Origin of the sequence: Streptomyces sp. NBC_01241 (assembly GCF_041435435.1) — a bacterium.
In the GTDB taxonomy this organism is placed as follows: Bacteria; Actinomycetota; Actinomycetes; order Streptomycetales; family Streptomycetaceae; genus Streptomyces.
Genome location: NZ_CP108494.1, coordinates 5,983,388 through 5,996,679, shown reverse-complemented (window position 1 = coordinate 5,996,679; position 13,292 = coordinate 5,983,388). Strand labels below are relative to the sequence as shown.

9 protein-coding genes are annotated in these 13,292 nt (G+C 68.9%); 6 read left to right on the top strand and 3 right to left on the bottom strand.

All coding sequences use genetic code 11. The features are described 5' to 3' along the window. The first annotated feature begins 84 nt into the window (after window positions 1–84). Window positions 85–1,107 (top strand): alcohol dehydrogenase, encoded by a 1,023-nt coding sequence (locus OG306_RS26975; RefSeq protein WP_266748689.1) that lies wholly within the window; start codon window positions 85–87, stop codon window positions 1,105–1,107. Between the two features lie 145 nt (window positions 1,108–1,252). Beyond that, complete coding sequence (locus OG306_RS26970; protein WP_323183948.1) at window positions 1,253–1,468, top strand: TetR family transcriptional regulator; 216 nt, start codon at window positions 1,253–1,255, stop codon at window positions 1,466–1,468. Between the two features lie 43 nt (window positions 1,469–1,511). On the opposite strand, the gene tnpB is transcribed toward OG306_RS26970, so the two are convergent. Both tnpB and OG306_RS26960 read right to left on the bottom strand, forming a co-directional pair. Next, complete coding sequence (gene tnpB / locus OG306_RS26965) at window positions 1,512–2,969, bottom strand: IS607 family element RNA-guided endonuclease TnpB (protein ID WP_266748687.1); 1,458 nt, start codon at window positions 2,967–2,969, stop codon at window positions 1,512–1,514. Continuing rightward, window positions 2,966–3,544, bottom strand: coding sequence for an IS607 family transposase (locus OG306_RS26960; protein ID WP_266745417.1), 579 nt, complete (start codon window positions 3,542–3,544; stop codon window positions 2,966–2,968). Before OG306_RS26960 ends, tnpB begins: the two co-directional genes overlap by 4 nt. 91 nt (window positions 3,545–3,635) lie before the next feature. Here OG306_RS26960 and OG306_RS26955 point away from each other — a divergent pair, with 91 nt between their 5' ends. Both OG306_RS26955 and OG306_RS26950 read left to right on the top strand, forming a co-directional pair. Next, a complete protein-coding gene (locus OG306_RS26955; protein ID WP_327349314.1) occupies window positions 3,636–3,869 on the top strand; it encodes a TetR/AcrR family transcriptional regulator C-terminal domain-containing protein in 234 nt (77 codons plus the stop codon). A 159-nt stretch (window positions 3,870–4,028) separates the two neighbouring features. Then, window positions 4,029–6,044 carry a M4 family metallopeptidase gene (locus OG306_RS26950; RefSeq protein WP_327258747.1) on the top strand — a complete coding sequence of 672 codons (2,016 nt, stop codon included), beginning with the start codon at window positions 4,029–4,031 and terminating at the stop codon, window positions 6,042–6,044. A gap of 125 nt (window positions 6,045–6,169) precedes the next feature. On the opposite strand, the gene glgP is transcribed toward OG306_RS26950, so the two are convergent. Then, window positions 6,170–8,773, bottom strand: coding sequence for an alpha-glucan family phosphorylase (glgP, locus tag OG306_RS26945; protein WP_266905373.1), 2,604 nt, complete (start codon window positions 8,771–8,773; stop codon window positions 6,170–6,172). Between the two features lie 691 nt (window positions 8,774–9,464). Here glgP and OG306_RS26940 point away from each other — a divergent pair. Together OG306_RS26940 and treS are read left to right on the top strand one after the other, a co-directional pair. Next, window positions 9,465–11,516 (top strand): alpha-1,4-glucan--maltose-1-phosphate maltosyltransferase, encoded by a 2,052-nt coding sequence (locus OG306_RS26940; protein WP_266748681.1) that lies wholly within the window; start codon window positions 9,465–9,467, stop codon window positions 11,514–11,516. Further along, window positions 11,513–13,219, top strand: a complete 1,707-nt coding sequence (gene treS / locus OG306_RS26935; protein ID WP_266748680.1) for a maltose alpha-D-glucosyltransferase — start codon at window positions 11,513–11,515, stop codon at window positions 13,217–13,219. Before OG306_RS26940 ends, treS begins: the two co-directional genes overlap by 4 nt. Window positions 13,220–13,292: the final 73 nt, after the last annotated feature.

Genomic DNA, 13,292 nt, shown 5'->3' with positions numbered 1-13,292 from the left:
CCTGCTCCACCCGCCGCGCGCGATCGGGCCGGAGCTGGTCTGCTGATTCCGGGGGACATCCGCCCGTAACCCGGAGAGATCCAGATGAGCGTCTATCGAGCCGCGCAGGTCGCCACCGCCGGCGGTCCGTTCGAGATCGTGGAGCGCGATGTGCCGCACCCCGGCCCCTGTCACGTACGAGTGGCCGTGGATGCCTGCGGGGTCTGTCACAGCGACGCCTTCTTCGTGAACGGCGCGCTTCCGGGCGTACGGTTTCCCGTGGTCCCCGGGCATGAGATCGCCGGACGGATCGTGGAGCTCGGCGAGGGAACGCAGAACGTCTGGCAGGTGGGCGACCGGGTGGCCGTCGGCTGGTTCGGCGGCAGTTGCGGCCACTGCACACCGTGCAGGCAGGGTGACTTCATGGTGTGCCAGAACCTGAAGGTCCCCGGATGGTCGTACGACGGAGGCTACGCCGAGACGGTGATCGCACCGGTGGACGCCCTGGCCCGGATCCCCGACGCGCTGGACGCGGTCGATGCGGCGCCCATGGGCTGCGCGGGGGTGACCACGTACAACGGTCTGCGGCGCAGCTCCGCGCGGCCGGGTGACCTGGTCGCCGTGCTCGGCATCGGCGGCCTCGGCCATCTGGGGGTGCAGTACGCGGCCGCGATGGGCTTCGAGACCGTGGCCATCGCCCGCGGAGCCGCCAAGGCCGATTTCGCCAAGGAGCTCGGCGCGCATCACTACATCGACAGCACGGCGGACACCACCGTCGCAGACGCGTTGCAGGCCCTCGGCGGTGCCAAGGTCGTCCTGGCCACCGCGTCCGCGTCCGGGGCCATCACGGCTACCGTGGGCGGCCTCGCGCCCCGCGGCGAGCTGGTCGTCATCGGCGCGGACTCCGAACCGCTGGGCATCAGCCCGACCCAGCTGCTCATGAGCGGCAAGGTCGTCCGGGGCCACCCGTCGGGCACCGCGCAGGACGTGCAGGACACCCTGGCGTTCAGCGTCCTGCACGGGATCCGCCCGATGACCGAGACCGTGCCACTGGACGGGGCAGCCGAGGCGTACCAGAAGATGCTGTCCGGTGCCGCCCGCTTCCGGATGGTCCTCACCACCGCCTGACGCCCGGGTCCTTTGGGCCTCACCGCGACCGGCTCCGCTCCTCGGTACGGGCTTCGCCGCCCGCTGGGCGGGCCGGTACGGACCCCGAGCCCCGGAGCAGGACGACGGAGAGCACGGCGGCCCCGGTCTGAGCCGTGAGCGCATCGTGCGTACCGCCATCAAACTGGCCGACGCCAAAGGAATGTCCGCGGTTTCCATGCGCCGGGTCACGACCATGCTGGCCACCTCCACCATGGCGCTGTACCACCATGTGCCGGGCAAGGCCGAGCTGGTCCGGCTGATGTCGGACGAGGTGTTCGGTGAACGCCGCCTGGGCGCCGAGCTGCACATCCATCTCACCGTTGTTTTGATCATCAAGTGATCTCAGCAATCCCGGCGTTTCCGCTGGAATGGTCCGTAACGGGTCACCAGAGCGTGAGTTGTGCTCTGGTGACTTGTTGACGGTCTCCCGTTTCCTTCCCGGCCCGGGGGCTGGGGATTGTGCCACCTGCCCGCCCCGTCCCGGCCTTGCGGCGCGGGCGGGTGCTGCGGGTCTTGCGGTCGGCTCCACGGGGCTTCGACTCCACCTTGGCGGGGTCCAGGTCTCCGGCCACTCCGGTACCTGTTGTGCGGGCCGCGTGGGCGACCAGGTTGTGTCCGGCGTTTGCGTCCCGGTCGATGACGAGTCCGCAGTTGTCGCACTCGAAGACGCGCATGCTGAGGGGCAGCTTGGCTTTCACCGCACCGCAGCGCGAGCAGGTCTTCGAGGAGGGGAACCAGCGGTCGGCAACGACGAGTCGCGTGCCGTGGCGACGGGTCTTGTAGGTGAGCTGGCGTCGGATCTCGCCGAACGCGGCATCCGCGACCCGGCGGGACAGGCGCCGGTTGCGGCCCATTCCTGCCACGTTGAGGTCTTCGATGACGATCGTGCCGTACTCGCGGGCAAGACGGGTCGTCATCTTGTGGAGGGTGTCCTCGCGGAGGTTCGCGACCCGGTGGTGCACCTTGTTCCGCGCCCGGTTCGCCTTCTCCCAGCGCTTCGATGCCTGCCGACCGGTGCGCCGGTCGGGGCCCTGGCGGCGCGAGACGACACGACTGGCGCGGCGCAGCTGCTTCTGCGCGCGGTCGAGGTGGCGTGGGTTGGGTTCCGTAGCGAGGACACCGTCGCTGTCCGCGAGGACGGCGAGGGTCTTGATGCCGAGGTCGATACCGACCGACGCATCCGGACGGGCGACCTTCGCCGGCTGATGCTTCTCCTCGACTTGCAACGACACGAACCAGCGGCCCTGGTCCAGGCGCACCGTCGCGGACAGGATCCGCATGTTTCCCGTGTCGGCGAGGGCGCGCAGGTCGGCCCGGTGTTCGTGGAGGCGGATGGTGCCGATCCTGGGCAGGGTGATGTGCCTGCCGTCAGGTTCGATACGGATCGTTCCGGTGGTGAACCGGCAGGTCAGGGATGCTTTCCGCTTCGACTTGAAGCGGGGGATGCCCATCCTCGGGCCTTTGCGCTTACCGCTCTTCGACTTCGCGTAGTTGTCGAACGCCGCCGACGCGCCTGCCAGGCCGGTGTTGTATGCCTCTTTGGAGTTCTCCTCCCACCAGTGGGCGAAACGTGGGTTGGTGCGTTTGTCCTCGTTGAACGCCTTGCGTAGCGAGGGCAGCGACCACGACCGCCATGGTGTCAGCTCGTCCTCGGGGATGTTGTAGGACTGCTCGGCCTTGCGCTGCCACCACGCGGCGGTGATGTACGTGACCGCCCAGTTGTACGCTGCCCTCGCGGCACCTGCGTGCGAGTGCAGGTGGTGGCCGGCCGTGGCGTTCGGGTCCAGCGCGAGCTTGTACGCGAGGACGGTGAAACCGGGCCGGGGCTTGAACTTCTTCATCCGGCCACCTCGGGGCCGGTGGCAACGGCGACTGCCTGGGCGGCGCGGTTCTTCGCGGAGTGCCGGCCGTACAGGCGTGTGCACATCGAGGTCAGGGCCTCGGTGATGTCCCGTACGAGATCGTCGGCCCTCTCCGCGGGGTCAAGGACAAGCAGGCGCCGCCCCGAGGCCGAGAGGGCGGCCTCCAGGTGCTCGACGCCGAACCGGGCGAGGCGGTCACGGTGCTCGACCACGACCGTCCCCACACCCGGGCCGGCGAGCAGCCGGTGCAGCTTGCGACGGCGCCCGTTCAAGCCGGAGCCGACCTCCGTCACCACGTCAGCGACCGTGAGACCCCGGGACGTTGCGCCTTGAACGGTCCGGGCGACCTGGCGCTCCAGGTCCGCTTTCTGGTCACCGGACGAGACGCGGCAGTGCGCCACAACCCGTCCCGCAGCCTGCGGGACGGACTCGGTCACGAGCCATGTACCCGACGGCGTCTGGACAACCGGGACCGGCATACGGCCCTCCTTCGCCCAGATCCACGCGGTCTGGTAATGCACGCCGTTGCGCGCCGCCCACTCGGAAAGCTTCACCACATCAGGATATTCACACAGAATGACCGATATCCACTGAAAGAAATGGGAACTGTTGTTCACCCTTTTCGCCCACGTCCAGGGACTTGCCATGGCCGGCGACATGGAGACACAGGCGCGTCAGGACACCGGGCTGTCCGCCGCGGAGTGGATGGTAAGAAATGAGCCACAGTTCGATGCCATCTCGGCCAGTGGCGACTACCCGTTCCTCAACTCGCTGTTCGAACAGGATGAGTTCGAGCTCGATCTCGACGAACTCTTCGAATTCGGCCTGCGAAGGACGCTGGATGGCGTCGCGATGATGATCGGTGAAACGTCCGCTTAACGAACATGACATTTACGGCAACGGACGACTTCCGGCCAACTTGTTGACGCGGTCCTGACAGAACGGCCTTCCGGCTGACACTCTTCACCCCGTTCTGCGCACTTCTCGTTCTTCCGACGGCCACCTGCCGCCGGTACCCCCCTCGCAGAAGGAGTCCGCGTGAGATCCACGTCCAGCCGTCGTGCCACCGCGACCGGCGCTCTGATAGCCGCAGCAGCCCTCCTCGCCGTCGGAGTCCAGACCGGTACGGCCACAGCCACTCCCGGCAGCGCCACCGCCGGCGCCAACCACGGCGCCCTGGCCAAGCAGCTCACCCCGTCCCAGCGCGCCGAGCTGATCCGCGAGGCCGACGCGAGCAAGGCGGCCACGGCCAAGGAGCTCGGCCTCGGCTCTCGGGAGAAGCTCGTCGTCCGGGATGTCGTCCAGGACAACGACGGCACCACGCACACGCGTTACGAGCGCACCTTCGCCGGACTTCCGGTGCTCGGTGGCGACCTGGTCGTCCAGGAGTCCAAGGCCGGCGCGACCAAGAGCGTCACCAAGGCGTCCAAGGTCACCAGCGGCCAGCTGAAGGCCGTGGACACGACGGCCGACGTCGCGCCCGCCGCGGCCGAGAAGCAGGCGCTCGGCCTCGCCAAGGCCGACGGCTCCAAGAAGACCGAGGCCGACCGGGCACCCCGCAAGGTGGTCTGGATGGCGCAGGGCAAGCCGCAGCTCGCCTACGAGACCGTCGTCGGCGGTCTCCAGGACGACGGCACCCCCAACGAGCTGCACGTCATCACCGACGCCACCACCGGCGCGAAGCTGTACGAGTGGCAGGCGGTCGAGAACGGCGTCGGCAACACCGAGTACAGCGGCCAGGTCACCCTCGGCACCGCGCCGTCGTACACGCTGACCGACACGGGCCGCGGCAACCACAAGACGTACAACCTGAACCACGGCTCGTCGGGAACCGGGACGCTGTTCACCAACTCCACGGACGTGTGGGGCAACGGCAACCCGTCGAACGCCGAGACGGCCGCCGCCGACGCGCACTACGGCGCGGCGGAGACCTGGGACTACTACAAGAACGTCCACGGCCGCACCGGCATCCGGGGCGACGGCGTCGGCGCGTACTCCCGCGTCCACTACGGCAACAACTACGTCAACGCCTTCTGGCAGGACAGCTGCTTCTGCATGACGTACGGCGACGGCAGCGGCAACGCCGCCCCGCTGACCGCCCTCGACGTAGCCGCGCACGAGATGACGCACGGCGTCACCGCCGCCACCGCGGGCCTGGTGTACAGCGGTGAGTCCGGTGGCCTCAACGAGGCGACCAGCGACATCATGGCCACCGCGGTCGAGTTCTACGCCAACAACGCCTCGGACCCGGGCGACTACCTCATCGGCGAGAAGATCGACATCAACGGCGACGGCAGCCCGCTGCGCTACATGGACAAGCCGAGCAAGGACGGCGCGTCCAAGGACGCCTGGTACTCGGGCATCGGCAACGTCGACGTCCACTACTCCTCGGGCCCGGCGAACCACTTCTTCTACCTGCTCTCCGAGGGCAGCGGCAAGAAGACCATCAACGGCGTCAACTACGACTCGCCGACCTCCGACGGTCTGCCGGTGACCGGCATCGGCCGCGACAAGGCCGCGCAGATCTGGTTCAAGGCGCTCACCACCAAGTTCACCTCCACCACGAACTACGCGGCGGCCCGCACCGGTACGCTCGCCGTGGCCGGTGAGCTGTACGGCACGGCCAGCGCCGAGTACAAGGCCGTCGCCGACGCCTGGGCCGGCATCAACGTCGGCACGCGCCCCGGTGGCGGCACCGACCCCGGCGGCACGGTCTTCGAGAACACCACCCCCGTCGCCATCCCGGACCGCGGCGCGGCCGTCACCAGTTCGGTCAACGTCACCGGCGTCACGGGGAACGCGCCCAGCGCCCTCAAGGTCGGCGTGGACATCACCCACACCTGGCGCGGTGACCTGGTCATCGACCTCGTCGCCCCGAACGGTACGACCTACCGGCTGAAGAACTCCTCGATCAGCGACTCGGCGCCCAACGTCCAGACGACGTACACGGTCAACGCGTCGTCCGTGGCGGCGAACGGCACCTGGAAGCTGAAGGTCCAGGACGTCTTCTCGGGCGACACCGGCAAGATCAACAGCTTCAAGCTGACGTTCTGAACCCGTCGGCCCGCTGAACCCGGAGCCGGGTCCGGCTACTGAACGAACCGCCCGGGAGGAGCTCTCGCTTCCTCCCGGGCGGTTTCACGTCCGCGACCGGGTGCCGGAGCCGGGCGGACGGTACGTCAGCGCATCAGCACGCCCGCGCCGTCCCCCGCCGACTCCGTGGGCAACGCCACCAGGCCGAGTTCCGCGCCGGTCGCCAGCAGCGGATGGGCCGGGAGCACCCGCACGGTGTAGCCGTACGGGCCGGTGCGGTCGAGGGCCAGCGGACCGTCGTACAGCCAGCGGCCCTCCAGGTCCTGGCCCCCGGCGGGCTTCAGCGGGAAGAGCTGGGCGTCCGAGATCCCATCGGCGGCGTCCACCCGGCCGGCCACCGCCTGCACCTCCACCTCGTCCGGCTCCAGCGCCCCGAGGTCGATCCGGACCCGCAGCAGCAGCGTCGACCCCAGCTCGGCCGGACCGCCCGCCGTATCGGGCGCCACCGCCTCCATGTGATCGACGGCGACGCGCGGCCAGGCGGCACGGACCCGGGCCTTCCAGTCGGCGAGCTGCCGCGCCGCGCCGGGGTCCATCGCACGCTGGGCGAGCGCGGCGGGCGCGTACAGCCGCTCCACGTACTCGGTCACCATGCGCCCCGCCAGAACCTTGGGCCCCAGCGTGCCCAGGGTGCGGCGGACCATCTCGATCCAGCGTTCGGGGAGCCCCTCGCCGCCCCGGTCGTAGAAGCGCGGCGCGATCCTGTCCTCGATCAACTCGTAGAGGGCGCCCGCCTCCAGATCGTCGCGGCGGTCCTCGTCCACGGCCAGACCGTCGGCCGTCGGGATCGCCCAGCCGAAGTCCGGCTCGAACCACTCGTCCCACCACCCGTCGAGGACCGAGAGGTTGAGGCAGCCGTTGAGCGCCGCCTTCATGCCGCTCGTACCACAGGCCTCCAGCGGGCGCAGGGGGTTGTTGAGCCAGACGTCGCAGCCCGGGTAGAGCTTCTGCGCCATGGCCATCCCGTAGTCCGGCAGGAACACGATGCGGTGGCGCACCCGTGGATCGTCGGAGAACCGCACCAGCTCCCGCACCAGCCGCTTCCCGCCGTCGTCGGCGGGGTGGGCCTTGCCGGCGACGACGATCTGGATCGGGCGGGTCGGGTGGAGCAGCAGGTCGCGCAGCCGGTCGCGGTCGCGCATCATCAGCGTCAGCCGCTTGTACGAGGGCACCCGCCGGGCGAAGCCGATGGTCAGCACGTCCGGGTCCAGTACGTTGTCGATCCAGCCGAGTTCGGCGGCTTCGGCGCCCCGGTCTCGCCAGGAGGCGTAGAGCCGTGTCCGCACCTCGGTGACCAGTTGTGCGCGCAGGGACCGCCGCAGATCCCAGAGTTCCCGGTCCGGGACATCGGCGGCGGAGTCCCAGCGGCCGGGTGTGCCGCCGTAGTCCTTGCGCAGCCGGAGGATCTCGGGCGCGACCCAGGTGGGCGCGTGGACGCCGTTGGTCACCGAGGTGATCGGCACCTCCGCCGCGTCGAAGCCCGGCCACAGCCCGGCGAACATCTCCCGGCTGACCGAACCGTGGAGGGTGGAGACCCCGTTGGCCCGCTGGGCCAGCCGCAGTCCCATGACCGCCATGTTGAAGAGCTCGGGTTCGCCGCCGGGGTAGGTCTCCATGCCCAGTTGCAGGACGCGTTCGACGCCGACCCCCGGGAGTTCGCCGCCGTCCCCGAAGTGCCGGGCCACGAGCTCGCGGTCGAACCGGTCGATCCCGGCGGGCACGGGCGTGTGGGTGGTGAAGATCGTGCCGGCCCGTACGGACTCCACCGCGGAGTCGAAGTCCAGCCCGGTGCCGACGAGTTCACGGATGCGTTCGAGCCCGAGGAAGCCGGCGTGCCCCTCGTTGGTGTGGAACACCTCGGGCGCCGGATGCCCGGTGAGACGGCAGTACGTCCGTACCGCGCGTACGCCGCCGATGCCGAGGAGCATCTCCTGGAGCAGCCGGTGCTCGCTGCCGCCGCCGTACAGCCGGTCGGTCACCTCGCGTTCGCCCGGTGCGTTCTCCTCCACGGCGGAGTCGAGCATCAGCAGCGGTACGCGTCCCACCTGGGCCTGCCAGATGTGGGCGTGCAGCGAACGGCCACCGGGCAGGGTGAGCACCACCCGGCTCGGGGTGCCGTCGGCTTCGCGCAACAGGGTGAGCGGCAGCTCGTTCGGATCGAGCACGGGGTAGTGCTCCTGCTGCCAGCCGTCGCGGGACAGGCTCTGGCGGAAGTAGCCGTGCCGGTAGAGCAGGCCGACCGCGACGAGGGGGACGCCGAGGTCGCTGGCGGCCTTCAGGTGGTCCCCGGCGAGGATCCCGAGTCCGCCGGAGTACTGGGGCAGAGCGGCGGTCACCCCGAACTCGGGTGAGAAATAGGCGATGGCGGCCGGCAGCTCCGCCCCCTGGGCCAGTTGCTCCTGGTACCACCTGGATCCGTCCAGGTAGTCCCGGAGGTCCGCGGACGCCTCGGTCAGCCGGTGCAGGAACTGCTCGTCGCGGGCGAGCTCGGCGAGTCGCCCGGCGGATACGGCACCGAGCAGCCGCACGGGGTCGCACTCCGCCGTCCGCCGGACCTCCGGGTCGACGGCCTGGAAGAGCTCACGGGTCTCGGTGTGCCAGGACCAGCGCAGATTGCGGGCGAGGTCGCTGAGCGGTTGAAGGGGATCGGGGAGGACGGGACGCACGGTGAATCGACGAATGGCCTTCACGTATTCCACCATTACAGGGGACGTACGAATCCGAGGGGACGCACCACGGGGGTGCGCCGCTCCGTCACCCTCGGCATCAGCCGTGGGCCGCACCCCTGTTCCGCTCCGTTTCCGCCCGGGGGCGATCTCCGCGCCGACCGATCCGCCTCATCCGCACCCGGCGCCCCTCACGGCCCGTATAGACACATCCGCCCCGCAGGTAATGGCCGATTCCCTTGCCTCGTCCGGTCTTGTGACACGCCGCACCAAGGGGAAAGCTGCCCAGTGGCGTCCGGGAAGCACCGACGAGCCCGCGCACGTGCGGCAGCGCTCGGCGCATTCAGTTCGTTACAGATACGCCCGAGTAGTTGACACACCACCGGATTGCCCTCCCGGGAATCGTGGGAAGGCTTCTCCGGTACGGAGCCCGAGTGCGTCACGGGAACATGCGAATGCCGCCCGAATGCAGCATGAATACGAGGCACCCGCGGGACCGGTGTCCAGCCGGTTTACCTCCGCGAAACACATCCGCACCCCAGCCATTCGAGTGCCATTCGAGTGAATGCGGACAGGAGCGGCCATGCCCACACCCCGTCAGTCGTCAACAGAGCAGCTAGAAAGGACGGACCCCATCGGTCGCGGTGCGCGAATTCCGCCCTCCGCGGTCGCGTCGCGTCCCGTTCGGTCCGAGCCTCAGTCCCCAGGTGATTCCATGATCGGTCGCATTCCCGTCCTCGACGTCCGCCCACTCGTCGACTGCGGCAGAAGGCCTGCCAAGGCCGTTGCCGGTGAGACGTTCCAGGTCACCGCGACCGTCTTCCAGGAGGGCCATGACGCCGTCGCCGCCAATGTGGTCCTGCTGGATCCGAACGGGCGCCCCGGTCGCTGGACGCCGATGCGCGAGCTCGCCCCCGGCACCGACCGCTGGGGCGCCGATGTCACCCCGGCCTGCGAGGGCCACTGGACGTATACGGTCGAGGCCTGGAGCGATCCGGTCACCACCTGGCGGCAGCAGGCCCGGATCAAGATCCCGGCCGGGATCGACACCGCGCTCGTCCTGGCGGAGGGCGCCGAGCTGTATGAACGGGCCGCCGCGGGCGTGCCCAAGCGCGACGGGCGCGAGGCGGTGCTGGACGCGGCCGACGCCCTGCGCGACAAGTCCCGCCCGGCCGCCGCCCGGCTCGCCGCGGCGCTCGTCCCCGCGGCGCGGGCCGCGCTCGACCGTCACCCGCTGCGCGAACTGGTCACCGCGTCCCACCCACTCCCCCTGCTGGTCGAGCGCCGGCGGGCCCTGTTCGGCTCCTGGTACGAGCTGTTCCCCCGTTCGGAGGGCGCCAGGGTGGTACCGGCCAAGCCCGCCGGTACGGCGAAGAAGGGCAGAACCGGCAGGGCGGGAAAGACGGCGGTCCAGCCGGAGAGGATCATCAGCGGCACGTTCCGTACGGCCGCCGAACGGCTTCCCGCGGTCGCCGCCATGGGCTTCGACGTCGTCTATCTCCCGCCCATCCACCCCATCGGAACCACCCACCGCAAGGGCCCCGACAACTCGCTCTCCCCCGCCCCGCACGACGTGGGCGTGCCCTGGGCGATCGGTTCGACCGAGGGCGGTCACGACGCCGTCCATCCCGAACTCGGCACGCTCGACGACTTCGATCATTTCGTCGCTACCGCCCGCACCCTGCGCATGGAGATCGCGCTGGATTTCGCGCTCCAGTGTTCCCCCGACCACCCCTGGGTCGAAAAACACCCCGAGTGGTTCCATCACCGCGCGGACGGCACGATCGCGTACGCGGAGAATCCGCCGAAGAAATACCAGGACATCTATCCGATCGCCTTCGACAAGGACCTGCCCGGCCTGGTCGAGGAGACCGGGTGCATTCTCCGTTTCTGGATGGGCCACGGGGTACGGATCTTCCGCGTCGACAATCCGCACACCAAACCGGTGATCTTCTGGGAGAAGGTGATCGCCGATATCAACCGGACCGACCCGGATGTGATCTTCCTGGCCGAGGCATTCACCCGGCCCGCGATGATGCGTACGCTCGCCGCCATCGGCTTCCAGCAGTCCTACACGTATTTCACCTGGCGCAACAGCAAGCAGGAAATCACCGACTACGTGACCGAGTTGTCGGGCGAGACCGCCTCCTACATGCGCCCCAACTTCTTCGTGAACACCCCGGACATCCTGTCGGGCTACCTCCAGGACGGGGGCCGTCCGGCCTTCGAGGCGCGGGCCGTTCTCGCCGCCACGCTCTCGCCGGCCTGGGGTGTGTACGCGGGGTACGAACTGTGCGAGAACACCCCGATCCGGCCCGGCAGCGAGGAGTACCTCCACTCGGAGAAGTATGAGATCCGGCCCAGGGACTGGGAGTCGGCGGAGCGCGAGGGCCGCTCACTGGCCCCGCTCATCACCCGTCTCAACCGCATCAGGCGCCGCCACCCGGCGCTGCAGCAACTGCGCGATGTGCACTTCCACTCCGTCGACAACGACGCGTTGATCGTCTACAGCAAGCGTTCGGGTTCGAACATCGTTCTGGTGGTCGTCAACCTCGACCCGCACCACACCCACGAGGCCACGGTCTCGTTGGACATGCCGCGACTCGGCCTCGACCGGCACGAGAGCGTGCCGGTGCGCGACGAGCTCACCGGCGATACCTATCACTGGGGCAGGACCTTCTATGTGCGTCTGGAGCCGGGCGTCACGCCCGCGCACATCGTCGTCCTGCGACCGTCCCCGCCGACCGGAGGGTCACCCACACCATGATCGTCAATGAGCCCGTCCACGACCTGTTCGAGGACACCCCGGCCAAGGACCGCGATCCCGACTGGTTCAAGCGTGCCGTTTTCTACGAGGTCCTCGTCCGATCCTTCCAGGACTCCAACGGCGACGGCATCGGCGACCTCAAGGGCATCACCGCCAAGCTGGACTATCTGCAGTGGCTCGGCGTCGACTGCCTCTGGCTGCCGCCGTTCTTCAAGTCGCCGCTGCGCGACGGCGGTTACGACGTCTCCGACTACACCGCCGTGCTCCCGGAGTTCGGCGACCTGGCCGACTTCGTGGAGTTCGTCGACGCCGCGCACCAGCGCGGCATGCGCGTGATCATCGACTTCGTCATGAACCACACGAGCGATCAGCACGAGTGGTTCCAGCAGTCCCGCACCGACCCCGACGGGCCGTACGGCGACTACTACGTCTGGGCCGACGACGACAAGCAGTTCCCGGACGCCCGGATCATCTTCGTCGACACGGAGACGTCCAACTGGACCTTCGACCCGGTGCGCAAGCAGTACTACTGGCACCGGTTCTTCTCCCACCAGCCCGATCTCAACTACGAGAACCCGGCGGTGCAGGAGGAGATCATCTCCGCGCTGCGCTTCTGGCTGGACCTCGGCATCGACGGTTTCCGCGTGGACGCCGTGCCGTACCTCTACCAGCGCGAGGGAACCAACTGCGAGAACCTCCCGGAGACCCACGACTTCCTCAAGCGGGTCCGCAAGGAGATCGACGCGCACTACCCGGACACCGTGCTGCTCGCCGAGGCCAACCAGTGGCCGGAGGACGTCGTCGACTACTTCGGCGAGTTCCAGGCCGGCGGCGACGAGTGCCACATGGCGTTCCATTTCCCGGTGATGCCACGGATCTTCATGGCCGTCCGGCGCGAGAGCCGCTACCCGGTCTCCGAAATCCTGGCGAAGACACCGGCGATCCCGAAGAACTGTCAGTGGGGCATCTTCCTGCGCAACCACGACGAGCTCACCCTCGAAATGGTCACGGACGAAGAGCGCGACTACATGTACGCGGAGTACGCCAAGGATCCGCGGATGCGGGCCAACATCGGCATCCGGCGGCGGCTCGCCCCCCTGCTGGACAACGACCGCAACCAGATCGAGCTGTTCACGGCGCTGTTGTTGTCCCTGCCCGGCTCCCCGATCCTCTATTACGGGGACGAGATCGGGATGGGCGACAACATCTGGCTGGGCGACCGGGACGCGGTCCGCACGCCGATGCAGTGGACCCCCGACCGGAACGCCGGATTCTCCTCCAGCGACCCCGGGCGGCTCTACCTCCCCACGATCATGGATCCGGTCTACGGCTATCAAGTCGCCAATGTCGAAGCGTCGATGGCGTCTCCGTCGTCACTGCTGCACTGGACGCGGCGGATGATCGAGATCCGTAAGCAAAACCCCGCCTTCGGTCTCGGTTCGTTCAGCGAACTGCCGTCGTCGAACCCCGCCGTGCTCGCCTTCACCCGGGAGCACGGGGACGATCTCGTGCTGTGCGTGCACAACTTCTCGCGGTTCGCGCAGCCGACGGAGGTCGATCTGCGGTCGTTCAACGGGCGTCATCCGGTGGAGCTGATCGGCGGGGTGCGCTTCCCCGCCATCGGCGAGTGGCCCTACCTGCTGACTCTCGCCGGACACGGTTTCTACTGGTTCCGGCTGCGCAAGGACGCACCGCCGAACTGACCGGGCGCCACCTCCCACCACCCACCGCGGGGCGGTTTCCGCCGCCCCGCACGGGGCACTCTCCCCCCACATC